Origin of the sequence: Streptococcus sp. 2021WUSS109 (assembly GCF_044427305.1) — a bacterium.
Lineage (GTDB): Bacteria > Bacillota > Bacilli > Lactobacillales > Streptococcaceae > Streptococcus > Streptococcus suis.
Genome location: NZ_JAOTGF010000001.1, coordinates 20287 through 45613 on the forward strand (window position 1 = coordinate 20287; position 25327 = coordinate 45613).

At 41.6% G+C, this 25327-nt stretch carries 30 protein-coding genes and 1 other annotated feature; of the genes, 4 read left to right on the forward strand and 26 right to left on the reverse strand.

Annotation, left to right across the window (positions count from 1 at the left end; genetic code table 11):
• Window positions 1–63: 63 nt before the first annotated feature.
• The 13 genes from ODU37_RS00080 to ODU37_RS00140 form a co-directional block, all read right to left on the reverse strand.
• Window positions 64–648: a CPBP family intramembrane glutamic endopeptidase gene (locus ODU37_RS00080; protein ID WP_249562088.1), complete on the reverse strand. Its 585-nt coding sequence runs from the start codon at window positions 646–648 to the stop codon at window positions 64–66.
• A gap of 2 nt (window positions 649–650) precedes the next feature.
• Window positions 651–884, reverse strand: a complete 234-nt coding sequence (locus tag ODU37_RS00085; protein WP_001005705.1) for a hypothetical protein — start codon at window positions 882–884, stop codon at window positions 651–653.
• Window positions 885–892: 8 nt separating this feature from the next.
• The gene (locus ODU37_RS00090) at window positions 893–1276 is read right to left on the reverse strand and encodes an arsenate reductase (protein WP_024414124.1); all 384 of its coding nucleotides are present in this window, start codon (window positions 1274–1276) and stop codon (window positions 893–895) included.
• Window positions 1277–1286: 10 nt separating this feature from the next.
• A complete protein-coding gene (locus tag ODU37_RS00095) occupies window positions 1287–1715 on the reverse strand; it encodes a hypothetical protein (protein WP_024414123.1) in 429 nt (142 codons plus the stop codon).
• Window positions 1699–3054, reverse strand: coding sequence for a DNA (cytosine-5-)-methyltransferase (gene dcm, locus ODU37_RS00100; protein ID WP_024414122.1), 1356 nt, complete (start codon window positions 3052–3054; stop codon window positions 1699–1701). The genes ODU37_RS00095 and dcm overlap by 17 nt, the downstream gene beginning before the upstream one ends.
• 148 nt (window positions 3055–3202) lie before the next feature.
• A complete protein-coding gene (locus ODU37_RS00105; RefSeq protein WP_024414121.1) occupies window positions 3203–4021 on the reverse strand; it encodes a replication initiator protein A in 819 nt (272 codons plus the stop codon).
• Entirely contained in the window at window positions 4018–4191 is a 174-nt protein-coding gene (locus ODU37_RS00110) for a hypothetical protein (protein ID WP_032504704.1), read from the reverse strand. Before ODU37_RS00110 ends, ODU37_RS00105 begins: the two co-directional genes overlap by 4 nt.
• Window positions 4192–4390: 199 nt before the next feature.
• Entirely contained in the window at window positions 4391–4756 is a 366-nt protein-coding gene (gene rplL, locus ODU37_RS00115) for a 50S ribosomal protein L7/L12 (RefSeq protein WP_002936483.1), read from the reverse strand.
• 65 nt (window positions 4757–4821) lie between these two features.
• Window positions 4822–5316, reverse strand: a complete 495-nt coding sequence (rplJ, locus tag ODU37_RS00120; RefSeq protein ID WP_002936486.1) for a 50S ribosomal protein L10 — start codon at window positions 5314–5316, stop codon at window positions 4822–4824.
• 26 nt (window positions 5317–5342) lie between these two features.
• Window positions 5343–5477 (reverse strand) — a sequence feature (ribosomal protein L10 leader region).
• A gap of 402 nt (window positions 5478–5879) precedes the next feature.
• The gene (gene topA / locus ODU37_RS00125) at window positions 5880–7973 is read right to left on the reverse strand and encodes a type I DNA topoisomerase (RefSeq protein ID WP_249562089.1); all 2094 of its coding nucleotides are present in this window, start codon (window positions 7971–7973) and stop codon (window positions 5880–5882) included.
• Window positions 7974–8065: 92 nt separating this feature from the next.
• The gene (dprA, locus tag ODU37_RS00130) at window positions 8066–8908 is read right to left on the reverse strand and encodes a DNA-processing protein DprA (RefSeq protein WP_249562090.1); all 843 of its coding nucleotides are present in this window, start codon (window positions 8906–8908) and stop codon (window positions 8066–8068) included.
• 58 nt (window positions 8909–8966) lie between these two features.
• Window positions 8967–9524 (reverse strand): sugar O-acetyltransferase, encoded by a 558-nt coding sequence (locus ODU37_RS00135; protein ID WP_249562091.1) that lies wholly within the window; start codon window positions 9522–9524, stop codon window positions 8967–8969.
• 10 nt (window positions 9525–9534) lie between these two features.
• Window positions 9535–9795, reverse strand: coding sequence for a metal-sensitive transcriptional regulator (locus ODU37_RS00140; RefSeq protein WP_044762876.1), 261 nt, complete (start codon window positions 9793–9795; stop codon window positions 9535–9537).
• A 108-nt stretch (window positions 9796–9903) separates the two neighbouring features.
• Here ODU37_RS00140 and ODU37_RS00145 point away from each other — a divergent pair, with 108 nt between their 5' ends.
• The 4 genes from ODU37_RS00145 (at window position 9904) to ODU37_RS00160 (ending at window position 13175) form a co-directional block, all read left to right on the forward strand.
• Window positions 9904–10227 carry a rhodanese-like domain-containing protein gene (locus ODU37_RS00145; protein WP_012775130.1) on the forward strand — a complete coding sequence of 108 codons (324 nt, stop codon included), beginning with the start codon at window positions 9904–9906 and terminating at the stop codon, window positions 10225–10227.
• Window positions 10224–11876, forward strand: coding sequence for an FAD-dependent oxidoreductase (locus tag ODU37_RS00150; protein ID WP_105243192.1), 1653 nt, complete (start codon window positions 10224–10226; stop codon window positions 11874–11876). Before ODU37_RS00145 ends, ODU37_RS00150 begins: the two co-directional genes overlap by 4 nt.
• Before the next feature lie 107 nt (window positions 11877–11983).
• A complete protein-coding gene (locus ODU37_RS00155; RefSeq protein ID WP_105243191.1) occupies window positions 11984–12535 on the forward strand; it encodes a DUF1836 domain-containing protein in 552 nt (183 codons plus the stop codon).
• Entirely contained in the window at window positions 12525–13175 is a 651-nt protein-coding gene (locus ODU37_RS00160; protein ID WP_002936498.1) for a hemolysin III family protein, read from the forward strand. Before ODU37_RS00155 ends, ODU37_RS00160 begins: the two co-directional genes overlap by 11 nt.
• 32 nt (window positions 13176–13207) lie before the next feature.
• Here ODU37_RS00160 and ODU37_RS00165 read toward each other — a convergent pair whose 3' ends face one another.
• The 13 genes from ODU37_RS00165 to ODU37_RS00225 form a co-directional block, all read right to left on the reverse strand.
• Window positions 13208–14218, reverse strand: a complete 1011-nt coding sequence (locus tag ODU37_RS00165) for a YdcF family protein (RefSeq protein ID WP_044679376.1) — start codon at window positions 14216–14218, stop codon at window positions 13208–13210.
• A 2-nt stretch (window positions 14219–14220) separates the two neighbouring features.
• Entirely contained in the window at window positions 14221–14994 is a 774-nt protein-coding gene (locus ODU37_RS00170) for a ribonuclease HII (protein ID WP_398580390.1), read from the reverse strand.
• The gene (gene ylqF, locus ODU37_RS00175; protein ID WP_044679372.1) at window positions 14981–15832 is read right to left on the reverse strand and encodes a ribosome biogenesis GTPase YlqF; all 852 of its coding nucleotides are present in this window, start codon (window positions 15830–15832) and stop codon (window positions 14981–14983) included. The genes ODU37_RS00170 and ylqF overlap by 14 nt, the downstream gene beginning before the upstream one ends.
• A gap of 99 nt (window positions 15833–15931) precedes the next feature.
• Complete coding sequence (locus ODU37_RS00180) at window positions 15932–16420, reverse strand: YkgJ family cysteine cluster protein (RefSeq protein ID WP_002936504.1); 489 nt, start codon at window positions 16418–16420, stop codon at window positions 15932–15934.
• Window positions 16421–16471: 51 nt separating this feature from the next.
• Window positions 16472–17119, reverse strand: coding sequence for a Maf family protein (locus ODU37_RS00185; protein ID WP_172134814.1), 648 nt, complete (start codon window positions 17117–17119; stop codon window positions 16472–16474).
• 51 nt (window positions 17120–17170) lie between these two features.
• Window positions 17171–19291 (reverse strand): cell surface ecto-5'-nucleotidase Nt5e, encoded by a 2121-nt coding sequence (gene nt5e / locus ODU37_RS00190; RefSeq protein ID WP_172134815.1) that lies wholly within the window; start codon window positions 19289–19291, stop codon window positions 17171–17173.
• 130 nt (window positions 19292–19421) lie between these two features.
• Window positions 19422–20693, reverse strand: a complete 1272-nt coding sequence (locus ODU37_RS00195) for a dihydroorotase (RefSeq protein ID WP_398580391.1) — start codon at window positions 20691–20693, stop codon at window positions 19422–19424.
• 39 nt (window positions 20694–20732) lie between these two features.
• The gene (locus ODU37_RS00200; RefSeq protein WP_249562096.1) at window positions 20733–21386 is read right to left on the reverse strand and encodes a uracil-DNA glycosylase; all 654 of its coding nucleotides are present in this window, start codon (window positions 21384–21386) and stop codon (window positions 20733–20735) included.
• A gap of 9 nt (window positions 21387–21395) precedes the next feature.
• Window positions 21396–22322, reverse strand: coding sequence for a glycosyltransferase family 2 protein (locus ODU37_RS00205; protein WP_013730366.1), 927 nt, complete (start codon window positions 22320–22322; stop codon window positions 21396–21398).
• A 108-nt stretch (window positions 22323–22430) separates the two neighbouring features.
• Window positions 22431–23063, reverse strand: a complete 633-nt coding sequence (gene pyrE / locus ODU37_RS00210; protein ID WP_014637891.1) for an orotate phosphoribosyltransferase — start codon at window positions 23061–23063, stop codon at window positions 22431–22433.
• 137 nt (window positions 23064–23200) lie between these two features.
• Complete coding sequence (locus tag ODU37_RS00215) at window positions 23201–23527, reverse strand: inorganic diphosphatase (protein ID WP_029998742.1); 327 nt, start codon at window positions 23525–23527, stop codon at window positions 23201–23203.
• Window positions 23520–24215, reverse strand: a complete 696-nt coding sequence (pyrF, locus tag ODU37_RS00220) for an orotidine-5'-phosphate decarboxylase (protein WP_011922496.1) — start codon at window positions 24213–24215, stop codon at window positions 23520–23522. Before pyrF ends, ODU37_RS00215 begins: the two co-directional genes overlap by 8 nt.
• A gap of 164 nt (window positions 24216–24379) precedes the next feature.
• Window positions 24380–25321 (reverse strand): dihydroorotate dehydrogenase, encoded by a 942-nt coding sequence (locus ODU37_RS00225; RefSeq protein ID WP_024385739.1) that lies wholly within the window; start codon window positions 25319–25321, stop codon window positions 24380–24382.
• Window positions 25322–25327: the final 6 nt, after the last annotated feature.

Here is a 25327-nt window from a genome sequence, read left to right on the forward strand (position 1 = left end):
TTTTTCGATTCCCTATCAAACATAAGGTGCTTCCATAATACGGAAGCACTCTTGATTTTGGTATCACAAGAAAGTTACGACATAAGCCAAACTATTCCAAAGTAAATGTAAGGCGATTGCCGTCATACAATCAGCTTTCAATCGAACAGCAGCCAAGGTCAAGCCAAGACAGCTATACATGAGCCAACTCCCTAACTGATTGGGGCCATGGGATAGAACAAAGAGAAAACTGGTCACGCCTATTTGTACAAAAGGGAATGTCAATTTTTCCCACAGCAATTGCCTATAAACAATCTCTTCAAGGATACTTGCATTGACCAGAAACAATAAAAAGATAACATGAGGAACCTGCTTTCCTACTTGTACCAATACTGCTTGATTCCTAGTCTGAACTGGAAATAGGAAGCTGATGAAGACTGCAAAAGCAACCATAGACACAAAACCAAGAAGCAACCAACTTAGGCGATTTCTTAAGGTTATATTTTTTGCTTGAAGAGTTTTATGACGGGCAATCTCTAAGCAAGTCACACTTAATAGGACCAATTGTAGCAAGACTACACCCTCTATTGTCAGATACTCTTTCAGGCATAAACTCACCAGAAGTCCATTAAGCTGTATAGCTAGATAAAACAACACTATCCTTATCATTGTCACCTCTTGAATAAATCTTCATAATCAATGTCTAAGACTAGAACGATTCGCTCAACCCACCTTGTTTGTGGCATCAGGCGATTAGATTTGTAATGCCGTAATTTTTGATAGAGGCGATTAAATTCACTTGGATAAACATATTGACCTTTGAATACTTTGCGAGCTAGTTCTGCCCAAGTGAGGTCTTTTTCTGCCAGAATGATTTCTAAATTGTCCCAAAATCGTTCATTCATCTTCACACCTATCCTGTCACTTGTTTCATCAGGCTGGCCTGAAACAACTCTTCTTTTACCTGTCTGGGAAGAAAAGTACGCACTTCGTCTAGCCCAATAGCTGGATAGACGTGATTCTGACAGACAATGAGAGGCAGACGAAGGTTTTGGTCTGGCTTTTGGAGAATGAGCTGAATCATCTCATTCAAACTTATCGTATATTGACGCTTAAAGCGAAGAAATCGTGGCGACAGTAACTCAAAACAATCCGTTGTTTTGGCAAAGAGTGACAGTAAGATTTCACGGTTTACATCACACGCTTTTGTACAACGATAAGTCACCCCATAGGTCGTCAAAATGGTTAGTAAATCTTGATTTGTATTGGCATTATTTCCTAGATATACCTCAAGCATAGGCTCCTCCTTATAGGGTTAGGCTATTTTCAACTGTTGGTTCAGGACTTGAGAAATAGCGACTCATATCAATGGGCATCCGTCCTTCACCAAAGCACTTGACCGTCACTAAAGTCGTTAAAATGCCATCCTTTCCCCTAGCAGAATAATTTTCACCAAAGGCACGAAAGGCCAAGTGATTGTCTTTCGTCAATAATGTATCTACACCATTTTTAATATCCCTAGTTTCCATAAAATCCGAAATTCGATGAAGATTGGATTCGTAGAATAGGGGATCATTCATCTCTTTGTGGTAATCATCTTCAAAAGTCACCTCAAAGTCACAATCAAAATTTGGGAGCGACAGTATCTTTTGTAATAACTGATTGGTTTCAACTTGGTGAATATGTTCATCTAATTCAGTACACTCTAGGATACTTTTCTTATGTAGTAGATTCATGTTTTTCTTCCTCTTCCGTTCTTCTAAATTCTCTCACAATGGCTTCAATAACTGTGACAGTCACGCTATTGCCGGCCTGTTTGTATAGTTGGCTCTTACTAGAAACACTCTCTGCTCTTTCATAAGCCCAGTCAGGAAAGCCTTGAAGTCTGAAACACTCTCTTGGTGTCAGTCGTCTTATTCTCAGGCGATAAAGTTTCCCCTCTAAGACAATACCTGTGACTTCATACCACTTATCCTGTCGATATTCCAGAGCAGCAACCACCACTCCCATATTGTCTGAAGTCGTCAGAGTATTGGATATTCCCTTTCCCACTCGTCCCCTACGTTTGGTTGAGTCTGGATAAGCCAGATTGACAGAGTCTCCAAGAGTCGCCTTTGCATACCCTGTTTTTGTGGCTTCCTTGATTTTCAGAAATGGCAGCTCCTCCCTCAGCAAAATCTTTGGCACCTTGTCTCCACCTTGCATGGTGGTCAAAGTCGGTGACAAGCCAGATATGTCAAATACTCTTCCAGTCTGGTCAAAGCTAGTCGGCAGATTTCCTGCGACAACAACTCCGTGTCTGTCTTGACTTGTCAAAGTAAACATAGGGTCTTGATTGTCCTTAAATCGACGACCATGTTGCCGTTTTTCTAGTCTATCAGGTGTTAAGACTGGAATGGCTATTTTGGTCCCCTCTCCTTTACCTCTCGTTAGTGTAGGAGCAAGTCCATTCGTCAGATAGACTTCACCATTCAAACCACGTTTAGAGGGATTGATATTTCCTAGCCTTTCAAGATGAGCTGGGCTGTTTTCTCTTCTGAGAGGAAATAAGAATCTGGAACGGTATCTTCTAGAATGTCCGATAATAAAGACCCGCTCTCTGTTTTGCGGGACTTGGAAGTCCTTACTGTTAAGCACCTGCCATTCGACATCATACCCCAATTCATCCATCGTGGAGAGGATTGTGGAGAACGTCCGTCCCTTGTCGTGATTGAGTAGGCCTTTGACGTTTTCCAAAAATAGAAAACGTGGTTGGATTTGTTTGGCCGCTCGAGCAATTTCAAAAAAGAGAGTCCCTCGAGTATCTTCAAATCCCAGTCGTCTTCCTGCGAGTGAAAATGCTTGGCAAGGAAATCCCCCGCAGATGATGTCCACTTGCCCTCTAAATTGTCTAAAGTCATGGTCTGTGACCTCTTTAATGTCATGGTATTCTATTTCCTCTTCTGTGTTAAACATGGCTTTATAAGATGTTCTGGCAAATTTATCAATTTCACAAAAGCCCACGCATTTATGACCCTGTGATTCCATTCCTAGCCTAAAACCACCTATCCCAGCAAATAAATCTAAAAATTTCATTTTTCCTCACTTTCCAACTAAAAAAGAGCCTCACACATGTAAAACTCTTGCTTATATATAATCATCCATTTCTGGTGCACGGATGATTTCAACAATCAAAATGACGATAGAAATCAGATAGATTCCACCTAGTATCCACCAAATCAACTTAATCACCTCCCTTTACTTCTTGTCGTCTCAGTTGCTTGGTCCACTCTGACAGCACACCATTAAATACGTATTCAGCTATTACTTCCGCTGACCGAGCAAATCGCATATGTTCCAATGCATACTGATAACGGTCACTAAAATAAATCATGGCATAGTCACTAGCTGACTGAGATAGACCCGTCTGTCTTAACTGGTCATGAACCAAACCCCAAATATAGTCTCGATCGTACTTGGTCACGCCATCGACTTTTGAAGTAAAGTTCTCTTCTTGTTTCTCATCTACTAGCTGCCTCTCCTCCTCGTCCTCAATAAGGAAATCACTCCCTTCAGTTTCACTATTTTCAGTTTCACTTCCTTCAGTCTCACTAGGGGCTGAATTTAAGACCGGCCCCGTCTTTCTTTGAGCCCCCCCTAGTGTTTTTTTAACACTAGCCCCGTCTGTATGTAAGACTGGGGTAGTTTCATGTTCTAATTCCCCCAAGTAAATTTTATTTGCCATACGACCTCTTTCACTAGAGGACTGTTGGACTTCATCGATTAAGCCATATTCGCGTAAGGTTTTCTTGATAGAGAGTAGTTTTGACTTTGAACAGCCTAAAAGTGCCATCAGATTTGAATTGGAATAAATCAAATAAATAGCCCCATCCTCATCAATCCAACCTTTACTCAAAGACAACTCCAACCGATCCTTTAAAACCGCGTAGGCTACCTTAACTTCCAGCTTCATATCCTTATACCGTTCACTCTCAAACAAGACTTTTGGGAGTTTATAATAACGCTCTGATGTCTGATACTGATTAGCGGTAATTCGTTTCATGATTGTCCCTCCAAGACTAAAAGTCCAACATTTCCGAATTCATCAAATCGGATTAAACCTAGTTGTTCCATTTCATCAATTAGCTGAGTTGCTTTCTCAATATCAACTCCTAAAATAGCCACGAGATGACACATCACGATTTGGCGTGATGATTGTTCCTTCTTTTTCATGATTACCTCCAAAACGCAAAAAAAGGGGTAGACAATTTAATGTCTACCCCCGAAAATTTATTAAAACAAAAATCCTGCCAAAGAATTTTTGGCAGGATTTTTGGCAGGAAACCAAATCAATTTATCAGTTTCTATCAATCGCTTATCGCTCTCAAAGACTGGTAAATAGGGATTCCGCAATCTAATTATGATGTGACTCTTATTTAAGAGTAACTGAAGCGCCTGCTTCTTCCAATTTAGCTTTGATTTCTTCAGCTTCTGCAGTTGCAACGCCTTCTTTAACCATAGCTGGTGCACCGTCAACAAGCTCTTTAGCTTCTTTAAGACCAAGACCAGTGATTTCACGTACAACTTTGATAACGCCAACTTTTTTGTCGCCAGCAGATGTCAATTCAACGTCGAATGAATCTTTAGCTTCTTCAGCAGCACCACCAGCTGCAGCAACAGCTACAGGAGCAGCTGCAGTTACACCAAATTCTTCTTCGATAGCTTTAACAAGGTCGTTAAGCTCAAGGATAGTAGCTTCTTTAATTTCAGCAATAATGTTTTCAATGTTCAATGCCATTGTGATTTTCCTCCAATTTAGGTTTTTAAATAGTTTGTAGCACTAAGCAGCTACGCTCTGACACATTAAGCTGCGTCTTCTTTTTCTGCAACAGCTTTGACAGCGTATGCAACGTTGCGAACTGGCGCTTGAAGTACAGAAAGCAACATAGAAAGCATGCCTTCGCGGTTTGGCAATGTAGCAAGTGCTTCGATTTCTTCTTTAGAAGAAACTTTACCTTCTACAGCTCCACCTTTGATTTCAAGAGCATCAGCAGTTTTAGCGAAATCGTAAATTGTTTTAGCTGGAGCAACTGCATCGTTTGAGAATGCAACTGCAGATGGACCTACAAACAATTCTGCAAGACCTTCAAGACCAGCTTGCTCAGCAGCACGACGCAAGATTGAGTTTTTGATAACTTTGTACTCAACTTCTGCACCACGCAAGTTACGACGAAGAACTGTATCTTGTTCTACTGTCAAACCACGAGCGTCTACAACAACGATAGATGTTGCAGCTTTCATTTGCTCAGCAACGGCATTTACTAATTCCGCTTTTTTAGCGATAATAGCTTCACTCATTTTTTTACCTCCGTTTTTATTTTGGGCTAGGCACAAAAAAATCGCACCTAAACCTAGACACGAAAGTACAAATACGTTTATCTCAATAATCGTTTTGTGCCTCGGTAGGATGTTTATGAGTCCAGCTCCCCTACTGTCTTAGGTCAGTTTTTTCAAACCTCAATTATCATAACACAGTATTTTCAATAATGCAAGACTTTTATCCTATTTTTTAACATTTTTTAACATTTTTTCAAACTGGTATTACCGTTTAGTTCGTTTTAGTTGTAGAGGTCAGACTTGGAATGTGAAACACGAACTGCTATGATTTGCTTCGCAAATCTTATCTCCAACCTTTTTAGCTCGATTTTTTAATTTCTAAGCTCAGGCTGAAACAGTTTACTGAACTGTTTCACTCCACTGGCCTGTTAAACCCAATCAACCACTGCTCTGAGATATTGACACTAACTTTGAGAAGCAGTGCTGGGCTTTTTGCCCAGCCTCTCGCTCGTCGAAGTTAGCTAAGATAAACTAACATGACTATAAAAAACAACTGCCATTCCCTTGAGAATAGCAGTTTAAACTTATTTAATCTTGTCTTCTTCGTAGTCACCATTTGGACAGACAACTTGTTTACCACCACCACGAACTTTTTTCTCAACGAGATAGTGGTCGCATTTCGGACAAGAACGCCCGACTGGCTTGTCCCAAGAAGTAAATTCACACTCTGGGTAGCGATCGCAACCATAGAAAAGACGATTGCGTTTACTCTTGCGTTCAATCACTTGCCCTTTTTGGCAAACCGGACAAGTCACACCGATTTCTTTAGTGATTTGCTTGGTATTGCGACAGTCTGGGAAATTGCTACATGCATAGAATTTTCCAAAACGTCCTAATTTAATAACCATTTCATGTCCACAAACATCACAGTCAAAGCCAGCTGGTTCATCCTTAATTTGGATTTTTTCCATCTGTTCTTCTGCCTTAGATAATTCTACCTTGAATGGCTGATAGAAACCGTCAATGACCTTCTGCCACTGCTCTTTCCCGATTTCTACATCATCCAATTTTTGTTCCATATCGGCTGTAAATTTGACATTGACAATATCTGGGAAGAACTCAACAATCAGCTTATTAACGATTTCTCCGAGTTCAGTTGGTTCAAATCGCTTAGCCGCAAGCTTAACATAGTAACGTTTTTGAATGGTTTCAATCGTTGGTGCATAGGTTGACGGGCGACCTACACCATTCTCTTCTAATGTTTTAATTAAGGTTGCTTCAGAGTAGCGAGCTGGTGGCTGAGTAAAGTGTTGTTCTGGATTTGTTGACACGCGTACCACCGTGTCACCTTGTTCCATATCTGGCAACATTTTATTTTTATCAGCGTCGTTATAGACCGCCATATAACCATCGAATTTTACTTGGCTACCATTAGCAGCAAAGACAATACCATTTTGACCCAAACGAACACTCATGGTATCAAAAACTGCTGCAGCCATCTGACTTGCGACAAAACGATTCCAAATCAGTGTATATAGTCGCAACTGGTCCTTGTCCAGATATTTTGCAATTGATTCAGGTGTTAAGTTAACATTTGATGGACGAATGGCTTCGTGGGCATCTTGTGCACCACTGGCATTTTTTACTTTGTTACCATGCTTTGAATAGGTAGCACCAAAACGCTCCGTGATAAAGTCAGCAGCTTGTGCTTGTGCAATAGGGCTAATACGTGTTGAATCCGTACGCATATAGGTGATCAAACCTTGGGTACCACCTGTGCCAAGACTGACACCCTCATAAAGTTGTTGGGCAACCATCATGGTTTTACGAGTACGGAAATTGATTTTATTAGCCGCATCCATCTGCATAGTAGAAGTTGTGTAAGGCAGAGGTGCATTTCGTTTGCGCTCCTTACGCTCAACCTGTTCTACTAAGAAATCATCCCCATCAAGTCGGGCGAGAATTTCTTTAACCTGCTCATTGTTTTCAATTTTAGTTTTCTTTCCATCTATACCGTAGAATGAAGCCTGGAATTTCTTGCTCCCTTTTTTGAAGGTTGCATCAATTGTCCAATATTCTTCTGGTTTGAAATTGCTGATTTCATTTTCACGGTCGATTATTAATTTGAGAGCAACCGATTGAACACGTCCTGCTGACAGACCTTTTTTGACTTTCTTCCATAAAATAGGTGATATGGAGTACCCTACAATACGGTCTAAGACGCGACGAGCTTGCTGGGCATCTACCAAGTCATGATTGATAGCGCGCGGCTCCTGAAAGGCATTTTTTACTGCATCTTTTGTAATTTCATTAAAGACAACACGGTTTTTATCGTTTGCGTCCAATCCCAAAATGTGAGCCAAATGCCAAGAAATTGCTTCTCCTTCGCGGTCCGGGTCACTCGCGAGAAAGACTTGCTTAGCATTTTTTGCTTCTTTTTTCAAAGAATTGATGAGTGGTCCTTTTCCACGTATGTTGATGTACTCAGGTGCATAGTTGTTATCAAAGTCAATAGACATACTAGATTTCTTCAAATCTCGAATATGCCCGACTGAAGCAACGACCTTATAATTTTTACCAAGATATTTTTCGATTGTTTTCGCCTTAGCAGGCGACTCTACAATAACGAGATTTTTCTTGGTTGCTGTTTTTTTCTTACTAACTGTTTTTGTAGCCATTCTTATACCTTACAAATATTTTTAACCTCACAAAGAATATACTATTTTTCAGCCAGTGTCAAGATATTTATTTTCCTATAGGAAGACTTGTTTTAAAATTGATACTCAGAAATGATGTCCAAGCCTGATGTAACGCACTTTGCTCCCTCTTGAATCAGATGATGACAACCATCTGATTTCCCATCCAAAATGGAACCAGGTATGGCATAGACTTCTCTGCCTTCTTCCAAGGCACGTTCGCAGGTAATCAAGCTGCCAGACCGCATTTTTGCCTCGCAGACTACCAATCCTTCCACCAAACCAGCTATAATGCGATTCCGCTCTGGGAAATGGTATTTGAGTGGCTGAGCACCAGCTTCATACTCTGTCAGCACCAAATGGTGTTTTCCAATATAGGTCTGCAAATCCTTATTTTCTTTTGGATAAATATTATCTAAACCTGTTCCGATTACAGCAATGGTTTGGCCTCCATTTTTCAAACTGGCAATGTGGGCAGCTGTATCAATTCCTCTCGCTAGACCACTAACAATGACGAAACGATTGTTGAGTTCTTTGATAATTTTCTGGACAGATTGGATACCATTTTTACTGGCATTTCGTGTACCAACAACTGCCAGCTTTGATTTTTCTAGCAATTCTAAATCCCCTTGATAAAACAAAAGTACAGGCGGATTGTAAATTTGCTTCAAAGCTAATGGATAAACGTCATCCAAAATTGAAAATGATGGATACTTATTAAATTCCTCGCGACAGGCTTTTGTATCTAGATTCTTATAATTTTCCATAAATAGAACTGGATTTTTACATTCAGACACTACAGCGACATTTCGCAAGGTCAATTTTTTTCCGTGTTTTTCTTGATAGGCCAAAACTTTATTCACATTAAGATTGGTCAAACCTGCTTTTTTCCATTTAAACAATTCAAAATTATTCATTTTCTTCACCTCATCTAGTCTATTCGCAAGGCAAAGAAAAAATTCTCCCGAAGAAGAATTATTTTTTAGGTATTTCTTTGATAACACGCGCAGGATTGCCCGCTAAAACGACATTATTACCAAAAGACTTAGTCACGACAGAACCAGCACCAACAACGACATTGTTGCCCAAGGTCACGCCAGGTAAGATTGTCACACTACCACCAGCCCAGAAATTATCACCAATGGTAATGGGAGAGCCATATTCCAAACCAGAATTTCGTTCATCAGGATCTAGTGGATGAAGTGGAGTTAGCAACTGTACATTGGGACCAAGCATGGCATTTTTGCCAATGGTAATGGGACAAACATCCAACATGGTACAGTTGAAATTAGCGTAAAAATCCTCACCAACATGAATATTGCTACCGTAGTCACAGTAGAAATTTGGCTCCATGTAAATCCGATCACCTGTAGTTCCAAACCAGTTCTTCAATTGCTCCGAGCGGGCTTGTCCATCAAGTTCATCGTTAAATCGTTTCATATTTTGACGAGCTAAAATCCGCATCTGAACCAATTCTGGATCACCAGCCCGATAAAATTCCCCAGCTATCATCTTTTCTTTTTCTGTTGGCATACTTCTGCTCCTATTTTTTTATAATCAAATTAATAGCTTCTGCTAGCCGTGCCTCTTGTTCCTCGGGATTATCGGAAGGGTGTTCAATGCAATCTTGAACTTTTTGAGCAATGACCATTCCCATCATACTGTTGATACTGGAACGAACTGCACTCAGCTGCATCACAATATCGATACACTCTTGCTCTTCTTCAATCATTTTTTGAATGCCACGGAGCTGACCTTCTGCACGTTTCAAACGATTTATCATCTTTTTCTTCTCTGTATTCATACCCTATATGGTACTGCTTGAAGTGAAAAATGTCAATTTTTTACCTTGACATCTTTTGAATTCCTTGATATATTTTAGATACCCCCATGGGTATAAAAAGGAGTAACAATGTTTAAACAATTATTTTCAGGAATGTTTTCAAACTCAGATAGTCTTCCGATAACTGATGTAGAACAAGCGATACAATCATCGAATGCTATTTTGCTTGATGTTCGCGAAGTCGACGAATTTGCTAGTGGACATATTCCACAAGCTATCAACCAGCCCTTAAGTCAACTTGACCAATTTAAAGGCGACAAAACCAAGAACTATCTTGTCATCTGTCAATCTGGCATGCGTAGCCAACGGGCGACAGAATATCTTAAATCTCAAGGCTATCAAGCAATCAACGTTAAAGGCGGTATGAATGCCTGGACAGGAGGAATAGCATGAAAATAATTATTGTAGGTGGTGTCGCTGGCGGTATGTCAGCAGCTACTCGTCTCCGTCGTTTGATGGAAAATGCTGAAATCATCGTTTTTGAGAAAGGACCTTATGTTTCCTTTGCCAACTGCGGTTTACCTTATTACATTTCTGGAGAAATAGCAGAGCATGACAGTTTATTGCTTCAAACGCCAGAAAGTTTGAAACAACGCTTTAATCTAGATGTCCGCCCCTTCCATGAAGTCATTAGTATCGATACTGAGCAGCAAACTGTAACAGTCAAAACGCCTACTGGTGAGTTGATTGAAAGCTACGACAAACTAATCTTATCACCCGGCGCCAAGCCTGTCATTCCAAATCTATCTGGTATTGAAGAAGCAAACAATCTCTTTACTCTTCGGAACGTACCTGATTTAGACAAGATTATGATTAAACTAGACCAGATCAAGTCTGGTCATGCTGTGGTAATTGGTGCAGGATTTATCGGTCTGGAAATGGCTGAAAATCTTGCCTTGAAAGGCCTGAAAGTCACACTTGTTGAACAGGCACCTCATGTTTTGCCAACATTTGACCTAGAGATGGCTCGATTTGTGGAAGCAGAGTTAACAAGTAAGGGTGTCGAGGTTATCACTGGGCAGTCTGTCACTGCTTTTTTCGAACATGGTCAAGTAGTCGAATTGTCTAACGGACAGACCCTGTCATCTGATGTGACCATTCTGTCAGTCGGAGTTGCTCCCGACAGTCAACTAGCCAAAGATGCTGGAGTTGAGTTAGGTCTCCGTGGTGGTATTCTCGTAGACCAAAACTACCAAACTAGTCAGAAGAATATTTATGCTGTTGGTGATGCTATTGTTGTTAAACAAGAAATTACAGGTCAAGATGCCTTGATTTCACTGGCTTCTCCTGCTAACCGTCAGGGAAGACAGGTAGCTGATGTCATTGCTGGACTTGATAGAAAAAACAAAGGATCTATTGGAACAGCTATCGTAAAAGTCTTTGACCTAGCTGCCGCTTCAACTGGTTTAAGCGAACGTGCTGTTCAATCACTCGGCTATAAACATGCCGTCGTTCATACAACTGGAAAAGACCATGCAGGTTATTATCCTGGTGCGACTGATATTGTTTTAAAACTCATTTTCTCACCGACTGATGGAAAAATTTTCGGAGCGCAAGCCGTCGGTCAAAAAGGTATTGATAAGCGGATTGATGTCCTTGCCACTGCTATCAAGGCTGGACTGACAATTTTTGATTTACCAGAGCTAGAATTGACCTACGCTCCGCCATTTGGCTCTGCCAAAGACCCTGTCAATATGATTGGCTACGCTGCTATGAACATCGCAGAAGGGATTAGCCAAAACATCCAGTGGCATCAACTAGACGACGAGTTAGCTACTGGTAAAGTTCTATTAGATGTCCGCAATCCTGGTGAGGTCGCAAATGGGCAATTCAGAGAATTCATTCACATTCCTTTGGACCAACTCCGTGAGCGAATTGGAGAACTGGATGCTTCAAAAGAATACATTGTCAGCTGCCATAGTGGACTGCGTTCTTATATTGCCGAACGTATCTTAAAAGAAAATGGTTTTATAGTTAAAAACCTAGATGGAGCCTATTCACTTTATAAGATGACATTGCCTGAAAATATTATCCAACCATAAGCAACTAACCTTCTGTGATTTTGGGTCCAGAAGGTTTTTTCTTGACATTAAATATTGTATATCGTACAATCTAGTTATCATTACTAGATAAAAGAGAGTAGATAATCATGAAACAGACCATCCCCTACTGGCATGAATTACCTGATTTAGATTTGTATTTGGACCAAGTTCTGCTGTATGTTAATCAAGTAGTCAATTCTCAGGAAAGCCTTGAACAGAATAGTTTATACTCAATGAAAATCAACAGTAGCCTAGGAAACGAAGCTGATGATAGAACTGGGGTTCATCAAGGCAAGGTGACAACGGATAATATTGATTTTCGAAGAGTATTGACTGCTGCTATGATTAACAATTATGTCAAGCACAAGCAACTTGAAAAACCGGTAAAGAAAAAATACCAGAAACAGCAAGTTGCCCGCTTGATTGCCTTGACTATCTTAAAAAATGTCTTTTCGATTCAAGAAATCAGTCAGACCTTAAATCTTCTTCTCCAGTCTAGCAATTCAGAAACCTTATACAATCATTTTGTTGACTGCATGCGAAATGAGGAGAGCGACGAAACGCCTGAAATCATTCGTTATGCCTGTCAGTCTGTTAAACTATATTACAAAACCCGTCAACTCACTATGGAGTTAGAAAGGAGTCACCATGAATCCTAGTTTGAAATTGAGCCTGCAACTATCCTTTGGAGAGGAGGTTGCTAACAGTGTCACACATGCAGTCGGAGCCCTGCTTATGTTGGTCTTGCTCCCCGTTACTGCTATTCATTCCTATCAAGATTATAACCTGACCGCTGTGATTGGTATGTCCATCTTTGTCATCAGCCTTTTCCTCATGTTCCTATCCTCTTCCATCTACCACTCCATGCCCTATGCTTCTACTCACAAATACATCCTGAGGATTATTGACCATAGCATGATTTACATTGCTATCGCTGGAAGCTACACACCTGTTGCCCTTTCCTTGGTCGGTGGTTGGCTAGGTTATCTGATTGTAGGTTTGCAATGGGGATTGACTATTTTTGGTATACTCTATAAAATTTTTGCTAAAAAAATAAATGAAAAATTCAGCCTCTTCCTCTATCTTTTCATGGGTTGGTTGGTTGTCTTTATCTTGCCAGCCATTTTGCAAAAGACTGGAATGGCATTTGGCATTCTCATGCTGGCTGGTGGATTATCTTATACTATTGGAGCCCTCTTCTACGCCAAGAAAAAGCCCTATTTCCACATGATTTGGCATCTCTTTATCCTACTGGCTTCGGCACTTCAGTATATCGCCATTGTCTACTTTATGTTATAAGAAAACAGCTTCTAGTCACCTAGAGGCTGTTTTTAATGCATTAAACTGATGATCACTCCGATCAGGTAAAGGGCTGACACGATGCTCAAAAAGACCAAATGCGTCTTTCGGCTCATGACTACATAACCTACAAATTCCCGAATAAAGGCATTGAGGCTAAAGTAAAATTTGGTTTTTGCGCCGTAGCCGATACATTTGATTTTCAATTGTCGTGCCAATAGCAGAGCTCTGAAAACGTGATAGTAATTGGTTACAAGTGCAAATCGACTGCCAGGTTTCATCAGGGCATAGGAAAATTTCAAATTTTCTTCTGTGTTGGTTGATTGGTTTTCGATGAGAATGTCTTCAGCAGGCACTCCTTTCTCCAAGACATAATTTGCCATTGCCTGTCCTTCAGCTATGAGTTCATCAGGACCCTGTCCGCCTGACATGATGAGCTTACTGCCAGGATGTTTCTGGTAGATCGCTATGCCTTTTTCAATCCGCGAAGCCAAAAGTGGCGTTACCTTGTCACCAATCAAGCCAGCACCTAAGACCACTACATAATCAAGCTTGCCTGGGAAAAGATTGACCAAATTGACAAAGCTAGACGTGGTATAGAGCATGCTGATGATAATGGCATAAGACACTAAAAATCCAACATAGACAAACACCATGTTTAACAAACTAATACCAGACAGAGATTGAACCACAAAGGGAGCGATGAAGAGATAAAAAGTCAAGGCTACCGCCAGTCCCATGGATAGGAAATTATGGAAGCGAACCCCTTCTCTCTTCAAAATCTGAAAACCATTTAGATAAAGTGTGAAAAGCAAGACAAATGGACCACTTAACAAGGCAAAAAAGAGCACCATAGCCACTGCTATAGCCAGCAAGCGCAAGATTTCATTGTTTTCGAGAATGCCTGTTGAGATGATCCATGCCAAGGCCCAGACCAGGATGTTCAAAGCAAACAGTGAGATAAAAATCGACCGCCGCTCCCAGAAATAGACAAGAGCAAACAGACCGATAGCCGCTAAAAATAACCAGAAAAAGACTGTCAAGACTAGTTTCCCCCTGCTACCATAGACTTAATGGGCTCAAAGGTCTTACGGTGAATGGGCGTGATGCCTAACTTGTTCAAGCCTTCCAAATGCTCTGCCGTTCCATAACCAGCATTCTTGGCGAAGCCGTAGCCTGAGAACTCCTTGTCATAGTCCGCCATCATCTTATCCCGCGTCACCTTGGCCACGATAGAGGCAGCTGCGATAGATAGGCTATTGGCATCTCCCTTGATGATGGAAGTTTGTGGTATGGGCGTATCCAACTTCATGGCGTCTATGAGCAAGTGGTCAGGTTTCTGGCTTAATTTCCCCAAAGCCTCCAACATGGCTAACTTGGTCGCCTCGTAGATATTGACCTGATCGATGACAGCTGCATCTTTTATTCCCACACCGACTGCCACCGCTCGCTCCATGACTTCTTGGTAGATTGCTTCATGCTTGGACTTAGGAATTTTCTTGGAGTCGTTGAGGTAGCGGATTTTGCACCCTTTGGGCAAGATGACCGCCGCAGCCACCACAGGACCTGCTAGAGGCCCCCGGCCGACTTCGTCGATACCAGCGATGAACTCCACCCCATTTTCATAAAGGTTTTTTTCGTAAAATAGCATAGCTTCTAAGCGGGCATCTTCTGCTACTTCTTTATCCAGCTCCTTACGGCGTTTCTTGATGGCAGCCTGGACCCCTGCTCGCTCATCCTGAGATAGTTCCGCCCAGACAGGACTGTCCAGACTGTCCACCTGAGCTAGCAGAGTAGTCACTTCCTTAATCGTTGCCATCTAAGTCACTCACCCTGTCTAATGTATAAGTACCCAAGCGACCGTCCCGAACGTCCTTGACAAAGAGGTTGTAAAAACGGTCATAATCATCACGAAAGCCCAATTTCTTGGTCCAGTCCATGATGAGTTCAGGCGTTTCCTGCTCCAAATCCATGCCCTTGAACCGCTCTTGTAGACGTTCTGGATAGTTGGCCTTGAAATAGTCCAAGCCAAAAATGGTCACTTCATCCATAGGCAAAAGCTGGTCCTTGATTGCCCCAGTCAGAGCCAACTTAAGTCCAACTTCCTGGTCCTCAAATTTAGGCCAGAGAATACCTGGTGTATCAAGGATTTCAAGGTCTTTATTGGACTTGAGCCACTGTTGGCCCTTCGTCACACCTGGTTTGTTGCCAACAACGGCAATTTTCTTTCCAGCCAGACGATTCATGAGAGTGGATTTTCCAGCGTTTGGAATACCGATAATCATAGTCCGCAAGGTTTCTTTTTGAATACCTCTCTCGCGGAGGCGTTCAATCTTCTCTTTCATGAGGCTCTTGGCTGCGTCGGTCACCTTTTTCACCGTCGCTTGCTCCTTTGAGTTGATGGCAAGGGTGCGAATTCCCTGACCTTCAAAGTAGCTCTGCCATTCTTTTGTACGAACAGGGTCTGCCAAATCAACCTTATTTAAAATCATAAGCTTGGGCTTGTCACCGACAATCTTGGTCAGCATAGGATTTTGGCTAGATAGGGGCAGGCGAGCATCGACCAAAATGGTCACGAAATCAACGTGCTTGATGTTCTCCTGCACCTGCCTGCGAGCTTTTGACATGTGGCCCGGAAACCATTGAATAATTGCCATGGGGTCCTCCTAAATATGATTCATTGAAAAAAGCCGTAAAAACGGCTTGTTTTTTTATTATTATAGCAGAAAATCAATATTTTGTCTTACTTGTTCCTCTTAAATTCTCTCCCGTAACTTTTCGACAAAGAGATAGGCTGCGGGACAAATCAGAGTATTTTTTATTGTTAAATTGTTGATTTGATAAATCTTCTTGCGGTCAGTATGCGGAAATTCTCGACAGGCTTTGGGACGAGCATCATAGATACTACATAGATTATCGCCTCCAAGGAAGGGACAGGGCATGGATTGAAATACCTTATCTCCGTCCTCATCCACACGCAAATACATATCCTCAAAAACTGGAAGTTTCATGCGCAAATGCTTGGCAATTCGGGTAATATCTGCTTCTGTAAAGAGTGGTCCCAACGTTTTACAACAGTTGGCACACTCTGTACAGTCGATTTCAGAAAATACTTCGGCATGAATATCTTGAACAATTCTATCCAAATTTTTAGGTGCTTTTTTCTTCAAATTTGCTAGAAATTTTCGATGTTCTCCTTGCTTCTGCTGGGCCAATTGCTTGTATCTTTCAATGTCGACGGTCATAAACTCTCCTTTTCGACCATTATTATACCACAAACTAGCTATTAAGCTCTGCTATTTTTCAAAACCTTCTTCAGAAAAAATCCTGCGGGAAACTTCGGCTACAGGTAGACCAATAATGGTGTGAATATCCCCTGAAATGCCCGCCACAAAGCGTGGATCCAGCTCCTGAATACCGTAGGCACCGGCCTTATCCAGTGGCTGCTTTTCACGGATATATGATTGAATAACCTCTTCAAGAGCTGGATAATAGTCGACAAAATCAATCTGTGCAACCGTATAAAAAACATCCAGTGAGTGTCTTGTCCGTAGGCAGACAGATGTAACAACGTGATGACTCTTTCCAAAATAGGAACGTAACATGGTTTCAGCTTCTGTCAAATCTTGAGGTTTGTTAAAAATTTGCCCATCTGACACGACGATTGTATCCGCAGAAATGTAGAGATGACCAGTTACCAAATCCATGTCCGATTTTGCTTTGGAAATTTCACAACAAGTTTTTGCAGCTCGAGTGAGAAAATCATCTGTAACGAATTGTTTCATAAAATGTTCTTCGATACTACGCTCATCCACTTCAACTGATGCGATTTGTGGTTGTAAAAATCCCAATAATTGTTTACGACGTGGGGAGTTGCTAAGCAGAACGTAAGAACTAATCTGCTCACGATCCCCCTCTTTTTGATATTGAAATACAGTTTGCATGTTTCCTCCAGTCAAAAACAGAGTCCGAAGACCCTGTTTTCAGATGATTGATTAATTTTCTTTTCTGCGACCTACTGCCATGGCCAGTCCTGCAAGACCTAAACCTAAACCAAACAGGCTGAGCGTCAGATTCATCTGATCACCAGTATTTGGCAAGACTCCTGCTTTTGTAGTTTTTACTGGACTTGCTACTTCTGATTTTTTATCTCCTACTTTAGGAGAATCAACTGGGGCCTTCTTGTCCGTTGCCGAAGTATTTTGCGCTTGATTAGATGGTGAATCTGTATTTTCGGCTGGAACAGTTTCTGGATTTGAGGCTGGATTTTCTGGATTAGTATCCAATAAAATTTCGATAAAGTCTGGGTAGCCATCTTCATCCGTATCAATGCTTGAATTTACAGGAATGATACGTGAATATGGGTTGACAACCTCATAAGCTGATAAGTCAGCTGTCTTTAGGTATTCAGCAAAGACGCTGTCCATTGAAGGACCTTCTTCACGTGCTCCTCCAAGCATTGTGTAGCCATCACCACCAGCAGCAAGGAAGTCATTTGTTGCTAAATAGTACGTTTTTTCAAGATCCAAGGCGTCATATTCGCCAGTCTCTGGATTAAGAATACCGATAAGAAGAACACGTTCTTCTACAGGAAGAGTTGGATCGTAGAATACATTTGCTCCTGAAATGTGTAGGAATCCACCACTAGCTTCAAAGAGCGGCATGCCATTTTCATCTAAAAGCATCTCGCCAGTTTCTGGATTCACTTGCAATGTAGATGATAAAGACTTGGTAAACATATCATAAATTTGCTGACCAGTCACAGTGATTTGAGAAACAATGTTACCAAATGGCAAGACTGCAATAATATCACCTTTTGTAACAGGCTGATCTTTAGCAATTGTTGCACGTAGACCACCACCGTTAGTCACAGCAAGGCTAGTTTTGTTTGAAAATCCTGTTTGACCATAGGCATAGATCGCATCCGTCACTGCATTCCCCAAGTTGGTTTCACGAACACGCACGTTTGAGCGGTCTCCGTTTAATTCCACTGGGTTATTTTCGATAACTACTTGAGCATTTTCAGCTTCATATTTTGCTTTAATTTCATCAACCAAGGCTGCGATTTTAGCATTTGGCGTCACATTTTTAGTATCCGCGGCAGAAATCAAACTAGCTTCACCCAATAATTTATCGGATTTCAAGGTTACTTTACCAATATTGTTCAAGTAAGAGCCTGTTTGATTATAAGTAACGTTATCTCCATAGGTAGTCGCTTCTACCGTGTGGGAATGACCATCGATAACAATAACACGTTTACCAGCTAATTTACTATTTTTAGAAAGTGCTTCAGCAAGAGTTGAACCTCTCCATTCAACAGGTGTTGTAGAATCGACACCTAGGTGAGCTAGAATGATATAGTTCTTGTAAACACGATTATCTGCTAGAGCACGCGCTTCCACTTCGTCAATCACTTTATTGACTTCTGTGACTGGGTCGGTAAATGTTACTCCCTCAACATTTTTAGGATGGGTTTTTGTAGCAGTTTCAGGTGTTGTTACACCGATAACTACAAATTCATCGCCTACAACAGTTGGAGTTTTATCGACAATAGTTGAAGCTTCAAAAACACGAGCGCCATTAACGTAAGTGTTAGCACTCAATAGCGGGAAGTTCAAGGTTTCCTTGTACTTGATTGCTTGATCCATCCCAAAGTCAAATTCATGGTTGCCAACAGCCATTGCATCATAGCCGACTTGGTTCATGATATTGGCGCGGTCTTCACCTTTTGTAGAGTTGGAAATTGGAAGTCCTTGGAAGGCATCACCAGCATCTACTACAATTGTATTTTCTACTTTGGCACGTTCTTCTTCAATGACTGCCGCAGCCTTAGCGTCACCGATGACATTCTTTTCTTCAAGAATGCGACCGTGAACGTCGTTTGTGTGGATAATAACTGCCTCTACCGTTTCTTCCGCAGCAGGGACAACAGTTTCCTCCGTTGCTACGTTTTCAACTGACGTTGCTGGTACCGTAGCAGTTGCATCAGTCGTTGCTGGCTGATTGGTTGTGGTAGCTGCAGTCGTTGTCTCAGCAGCTTGTACTTGTTGAGCTAAAACAAATGGCGCCAACAAGAGTGTGGACATTACAGGCAACAAGATTTTTTTCTTTTTCATAAATAGACCTTTCTTCGGCATTTTTCATATCTCTATTATACACTTTTTATCAAAAAACAAAAACATTAAAATCGCTTACATGTCAAAAAGGTTCGAAATAAGCGAATTAGCTATCTAATCCGCTCATTTCCTATTTACCAAATACTATTTGTCCATTTGCAATGGTGTAAAGGACCTGTCCTTTCAGACTATCACCAACAAACGGAGAATTAGCAGACTTCGAGGCAAAATCCGCTGTGACCAACCGATTTGCATTTGGGTCAAAAATAACAAGATCAGCTGGGCCATTTTCAGCAAGATAACCAGCATCAAGACCATAGAGCTTGGCTGGATTAATAGTCATTTTCTCCAACAATTGCACGAGTGTCAGATGCCCTTCTTCCACCAGATGCGTCAAACCAAGTGAAAGCGAGGTTTCCAAGCCTGTCATTCCTGAAGGAGCTTGCGTAAGATCCTCTACATTTTTCTCATCTGCGTGATGAGGTGCATGGTCCGTTGCAATGACAGAGATAACACCAGATTTCAACCCATCAATCACAGCCAAGCGATCACTTTCTAATCGTAGTGGCGGATTCATTTTAGCATTGGCACCTTTTGTTAGAAGTAATTCTTCTGTTCGTGAAAAATGTTGGGGTGCTACTTCTGCCGTGACGTTTGCTCCGAGACCTTGAACAAATTCAACCACCTTGACCGACTCGGCTTTGGATAGATGCTGGATATGAACACGCGCACCCGTTTCATAGGCAATCATGACATCGCGAGCAACCATGCTGTATTCTGCTACACCAGTTGCTCCACAAATATGAAAATGTTTTTCAGCTACTTGTTCGTTGAGTCCCAAGACACCATTCAGGTCAGGGTCTTCTTCATGCAGACTGATGAGACAGCCCTGCTCTTTGGCTAATTTCATAGCTTTTCTAACCACGCCAGCATTTGTCAAAGGAATACCGTCGTCCGAAAAGGCCACCGCTCCCGCCTCTAGCAAAGCAGGAAAATCGGTCAGATTTTGCCCATCGAAATGATCTGTAATAGTTGCCACACTATAAATGTGAATAGCTTCTTTTTTAGCGGAATCCAATACTTCTTTTAAGGTTTCAACATTTGAAATCGTCGGATTAGTGTTAGCCATCATGACAACAGAAGTAAAACCACCCGCTGCTGCAGAAAGAGCTCCTGTATGAATATCTTCTTTATGGGTCTGACCTGGCTCCCGAAAATGCACATGAACATCGACCAAACCAGGAGCAACGACTAATCCTGTCGCATCAATCACTTCTTGCTCAACATCTTCTGAAATCGACTCCGCAATCTTAACAATCTTACTTCCGTCCATCAAGATGTCGCAAACCTTGTCTAAACCGGATTGCGGATCCAATACACGACCATTTTTCACTAATAACATTCATATTCTCCTTTGTAGTACCAAAGCCATTACCATCTACTATCGCAGCCAATCAATTCCTGTTCTGCCTTGTGAAGTCAAGTAAGCATTTGCTTGTGAGAAGGGCTTGCTTCCAAAGAAACCTCGATAGGCTGAAAGAGGGCTTGGATGAGCAGATTCGATAACCAGATGTTTTGGATTGGTTATCAACGCCTTTTTCTTGCGAGCATAAGCACCCCAAAGAATATAGACAACAGGCTGGTCTAAGCTATTGACCACCTTAATAACAGCGTCCGTAAAAGGCTCCCAGATTTGCCCCGCATGTCCATTTGCCTGACCTGCTGGAACAGTTAAACAAGCATTGAGCAAAAGCACACCTTGTTCCGCCCATGCTGTCAAATCATGATCTTGCTTGACGCCAATATCATCCGTCAATTCTTTTAAGATGTTTTGAAGAGATGGCGGAGCTGGTACCGAGTTCGGAACAGAAAATGACAAGCCCTGTGCCTGACCAGGTCCATGATAGGGATCCTGTCCCAAAATAACTACTTTAACCTCTTCCAAATCCGTTGTTTGAATGGCAGCAAATACCTTCTCACGAGGCGGATAAATGGTTCCACCAACATAAACATGATCTAAAAACTGATTGATTTTACCAAAATAATGCTCTGGCAACTGTGCCTTTATCAATTCGTGCCAAGCTGAATATTCCATAAACTGCTCCTAGTTTGAACTTTTCTCTTTAACAATATAAATCGGACGTTTCTTCGTTTCCAAGAAAACTTTTGCCAAATATTTACCGAGAATACCAATGGTCATCAACTGCAGACCTCCCAAAAATAGGATGATACAAATAGTCGACGGCCAGCCAATTGTAGGATCTCCGAACACCAAGGTTTTGAAAACCACAAAAACCATTAGAACTAGCGACAATAGGAAGGTGAAGAAACCTGTATAGGAGGCAATATTCAAAGGTGTATCTGAAAAATTGATGATTCCTTCAATAGAATAAGAAAGCAATTTCCAGAAAGACCAACTAGTTTCGCCAGCGACCCTCTCAACATTTTCATAGGGCAAGTATTCTGTTTCGAATCCTACCCAAGCAAAAATTCCTTTTGAAAAGCGATTGTATTCAGACACAGATAGAATGGCATCTACCATGTGACGACGCATGAGACGGAAATCACGGGCACCGTCTACTACCTCGACCTGGCTGATTTTATTCATCAATTTGTAGAATAATTTTGCAAAAAAGCTACGAATAGGAGGTTCACCATCACGACTGACACGACGGGTTCCAACGCAATCTAAATCTGGATTTCCATCCAACATAGCCTTCATTTCCATCAACATTTCAGGTGGATCTTGCAAATCAACATCCATAACAGTCACTAGCTCACCTTGCGCAGCTTGTAGACCTGCATAAAGAGCAGCTTCTTTCCCGAAATTCCTTGAAAAAGAAAGATAGCGAACAGCTCGGTCTTGACCAGACAATTGGCGTAAAACCGTTAATGTCCTATCCTTTGAACCATCATTGACAAAAATATACTCAAATTGTTCCCCCATCTCCTTACGAACTTTTTCCATAGCATCGTAAAAATAGGGAATTGCCTCTTCTTCATTAAAACAAGGCACGATAACTGAAATCATGTTTTTCTCCTCATACGGTCAATTATTGTATTCTCAAAATACGTTAGAGACTATTATACCATTTTACAGGATAAGTTCCCAGAAATCGTGCGTGAACTCGTTTTAAATCTAGTCTTCCTGCCAAGTTTCTTGATTTTGACGGAACTTTTTAAGCAGATTCAAACCATCTGCATTGATATATCCCTGTACTTTTGCGACCTTGATTAACTCTGAATAATTGCTAAGCGTCACCAATTTCACGCCAGCATTATCAAAATTACGATCTGCCTTTGGCAATTCATAGGTAAAGATTGCCACAACACCAATAACGTCAGCGCCTTCACGCTCAGCTGCTGCTACGGCATCAAGTACTGACCCTCCAGTAGAAATCAGGTCTTCAACGACAACCATTTTTTGTCCCTTGACGATGCGACCCTCTAATTGATTCCCTGCACCATGGTCTTTTGGTTTGCTACGGATATAAGCAAATGGCAAATTCATCCGATCTGCAATGATAGCACCATGAGGAATACCTGCTGTGGCAGTTCCGGCAATCACCTCAACCTCAGGAAATTCCTCTTCAATTCGTTGAACAAAGCCATCTTCAATCAGATTTCGAGTTTCAGGATAAGATAGTGTAATACGATTATCTGTATAGATAGGTGATTTGATACCTGATGCCCATGTAAATGGCTTTTCAGGACGCAGATGAACTGCCTTAATATCCAATAAGTGTGATGCGATTTCTGTTGCTAGTGTCATAATAGACCTCCTTCTAAATGCGTACCATTCCAACATGACCATCCCGCCGAATAGCCTGTCACTCCTAAAGTATTGGTTCAATCTATGAACCCTACAAAAAACTATATTTATCCCTGTTGAATTCTTACAGACTTCTCCTAGTCCACCATTTCAATCCATGAATCAAAATACTGTTCAATGAAATTGGTTTTCTTTTTTATTTCTGTCACGGTAAGTTTTTCATCAAGACCTGTCAGAACCCATTTATCCTCGACATCATCTCTGCGATGTATAATCGCGACCAATTTCCCCTCGAAAGCTGTCAAGGGCTGCCGAACAGCTTTGGAAATGATGTAAACATCTTGCTCTTCACCATCTCCAGCCAATAGATTTGGAACATAGCCGTAATTGATTGGATACTGGTTGCCAAATTTATCAATATACCCGATAGGTCTATCGATTATAACCTGATAAACCTTATCCACGATTCCACTCCTCTTTAATAGACAAATAGGTCTGGTAAGGATGTTCTGATTTTGTAATCGGGCGACCTACCACAATGTAATCACTACCGATTCGAGCAGCATCTGCTGGTGTCATAACTCGTTTCTGATCGCCTACTTCACCGCCAGTCGGACGAATCCCTGGCGTCAGGCACACAAAATCAGAACTTGTAGCATCTTTAATCAAAGCCACCTCATGAGCTGAACAAACCACCCCATCAAGACCAGCTTCTTGTGCTCTTTGAGCATAATGAACAACTGCTTCCTGCAAACTAGTCTGTATATTCTGGTCCGTCCTCATCTGCTCTTCTGAGGTAGAGGTCAACTGAGTGACCGCTATTAAAACAGCATCCTTACCCAATCCCCTTCGTGCTGCCCGCATCATCTCAACACCACCAGCAGCGTGAACGTTGGTCATATCCACACCGAGTTTTGCCAAGACTTTCATAGCAGACTCGACGGTATTAGGAATATCATGCAGTTTCAAATCCAGAAAAATACTGTGACCGCAGTCTTTCAAATAATTGATAATACCTGGTCCCTCCGCATAATACAACTCCATTCCAACCTTTACATAGAGTTTCTCATCTGGTGGGAACTGTTCCAGAAAAGACTGAACTTCTTCTTTACCTGCAAAGTCAAGGGCAATAATTGGTCTTGTTTCTTTCATAAAATCCTTTCATTTACACAAAAATCCCTGCCAAATCGGTCAGGGATGTGCACGAATTCAGCTTGAAAATCACCTTTCAAGCATATTACATGACACCTTCCTAGCCTCTCTGGACTTAGTTAAAGGAGATATTTTCTTTATATTACTCTTTTATTTTACCTTTGTCAACGCTTACCCAAGCTATGTCTGATTTCTCGGCGTAAACCTTCCAAACTATCAATACCATAAACTTCCATGCGTTTTGGCAAGTCTTGAATAATCTTTGGACAAGCAAATGGGTCTGTAAAGTTGGCTGTTCCTACCCCTACAGCTGAAGCTCCTGCAACCATCATCTCTATAGCCTTGTCCGCCGTATCCACACCACCCATACCAATAATCGGTAAATCAGTCATCTGAGCAACCTGACGAATGAGTTTGAGAGCAACCGGAAAAACTGCTGGACCTGACATTCCTCCTGTACCATTTGCCAAGATTGGTTGTCGAGTTTTGAGATTGAATCGCATACCAACCAAGGTATTTATCATCGTCAAGCCAGTCGCTCCAGCATCCTCAGCAGCCTTGGCCAACAGGGTTATGTCTGCCACACTTGGTGTCAGCTTAACGTAAACAGGTACAGATGAGGCTTCGACTGCTGCTTTTACTGCTTGATAGGCTAATTCTGGCACCTGTCCAATCAAGAGACCATTATTTCCGTGGTCCACATTGGGACAGGAAATGTTCAGCTCGATAGCTTTTACGTTTGGAGCCTTTGAAATTTTCCCTGACACATAGGCATATTCCTCATTGGAAAAACCAGCCACATTGGCAATGATGGGCAAATCTGGGAAATGTTGCTCTAACCATGGTAATTTTTCGGATAAGACCGCCTCAACACCCGGATTTTGAAGTCCAATGGCATTGAGCATACCTGCTGGTGTCTCGGCTACACGGGGAGTCGCATTGCCATAACGAGGATGACGAGTAGTCGCCTTAATCATAATGGAGCCAAGCTGGTTAAGGTCATAATAATCTGCATACTCCTGACCAAAACCGAAGCAACCAGAGGCTGGAATGATGGGATTTTTCAAGTCCAAGCCTGGTAAGGAAATCGCTAATCGTTTTGTCATATCAAC

Coding starts and splice junctions, on each gene's coding strand:
- ODU37_RS00080 (WP_249562088.1), bottom strand. CDS start 648: ATGATAAGGATAGTGTTGTTTTATCTAGCTATACAGCTTAATGGACTT.
- ODU37_RS00085 (WP_001005705.1), bottom strand. CDS start 884: ATGAATGAACGATTTTGGGACAATTTAGAAATCATTCTGGCAGAAAAA.
- ODU37_RS00090 (WP_024414124.1), bottom strand. CDS start 1,276: ATGCTTGAGGTATATCTAGGAAATAATGCCAATACAAATCAAGATTTA.
- ODU37_RS00095 (WP_024414123.1), bottom strand. CDS start 1,715: ATGAATCTACTACATAAGAAAAGTATCCTAGAGTGTACTGAATTAGAT.
- dcm (WP_024414122.1), bottom strand. CDS start 3,054: ATGAAATTTTTAGATTTATTTGCTGGGATAGGTGGTTTTAGGCTAGGA.
- ODU37_RS00105 (WP_024414121.1), bottom strand. CDS start 4,021: ATGAAACGAATTACCGCTAATCAGTATCAGACATCAGAGCGTTATTAT.
- ODU37_RS00110 (WP_032504704.1), bottom strand. CDS start 4,191: ATGAAAAAGAAGGAACAATCATCACGCCAAATCGTGATGTGTCATCTC.
- rplL (WP_002936483.1), bottom strand. CDS start 4,756: ATGGCATTGAACATTGAAAACATTATTGCTGAAATTAAAGAAGCTACT.
- rplJ (WP_002936486.1), bottom strand. CDS start 5,316: ATGAGTGAAGCTATTATCGCTAAAAAAGCGGAATTAGTAAATGCCGTT.
- topA (WP_249562089.1), bottom strand. CDS start 7,973: ATGGCTACAAAAACAGTTAGTAAGAAAAAAACAGCAACCAAGAAAAAT.
- dprA (WP_249562090.1), bottom strand. CDS start 8,908: ATGAATAATTTTGAATTGTTTAAATGGAAAAAAGCAGGTTTGACCAAT.
- ODU37_RS00135 (WP_249562091.1), bottom strand. CDS start 9,524: ATGCCAACAGAAAAAGAAAAGATGATAGCTGGGGAATTTTATCGGGCT.
- ODU37_RS00140 (WP_044762876.1), bottom strand. CDS start 9,795: ATGAATACAGAGAAGAAAAAGATGATAAATCGTTTGAAACGTGCAGAA.
- ODU37_RS00145 (WP_012775130.1), top strand. CDS start 9,904: ATGTTTAAACAATTATTTTCAGGAATGTTTTCAAACTCAGATAGTCTT.
- ODU37_RS00150 (WP_105243192.1), top strand. CDS start 10,224: ATGAAAATAATTATTGTAGGTGGTGTCGCTGGCGGTATGTCAGCAGCT.
- ODU37_RS00155 (WP_105243191.1), top strand. CDS start 11,984: ATGAAACAGACCATCCCCTACTGGCATGAATTACCTGATTTAGATTTG.
- ODU37_RS00160 (WP_002936498.1), top strand. CDS start 12,525: ATGAATCCTAGTTTGAAATTGAGCCTGCAACTATCCTTTGGAGAGGAG.
- ODU37_RS00170 (WP_398580390.1), bottom strand. CDS start 14,994: ATGGCAACGATTAAGGAAGTGACTACTCTGCTAGCTCAGGTGGACAGT.
- ylqF (WP_044679372.1), bottom strand. CDS start 15,832: ATGGCAATTATTCAATGGTTTCCGGGCCACATGTCAAAAGCTCGCAGG.
- ODU37_RS00180 (WP_002936504.1), bottom strand. CDS start 16,420: ATGACCGTCGACATTGAAAGATACAAGCAATTGGCCCAGCAGAAGCAA.
- ODU37_RS00185 (WP_172134814.1), bottom strand. CDS start 17,119: ATGCAAACTGTATTTCAATATCAAAAAGAGGGGGATCGTGAGCAGATT.
- nt5e (WP_172134815.1), bottom strand. CDS start 19,291: ATGAAAAAGAAAAAAATCTTGTTGCCTGTAATGTCCACACTCTTGTTG.
- ODU37_RS00195 (WP_398580391.1), bottom strand. CDS start 20,693: ATGTTATTAGTGAAAAATGGTCGTGTATTGGATCCGCAATCCGGTTTA.
- ODU37_RS00200 (WP_249562096.1), bottom strand. CDS start 21,386: ATGGAATATTCAGCTTGGCACGAATTGATAAAGGCACAGTTGCCAGAG.
- ODU37_RS00205 (WP_013730366.1), bottom strand. CDS start 22,322: ATGATTTCAGTTATCGTGCCTTGTTTTAATGAAGAAGAGGCAATTCCC.
- pyrE (WP_014637891.1), bottom strand. CDS start 23,063: ATGACACTAGCAACAGAAATCGCATCACACTTATTGGATATTAAGGCA.
- pyrF (WP_011922496.1), bottom strand. CDS start 24,215: ATGAAAGAAACAAGACCAATTATTGCCCTTGACTTTGCAGGTAAAGAA.
- ODU37_RS00225 (WP_024385739.1), bottom strand. CDS start 25,321: ATGACAAAACGATTAGCGATTTCCTTACCAGGCTTGGACTTGAAAAAT.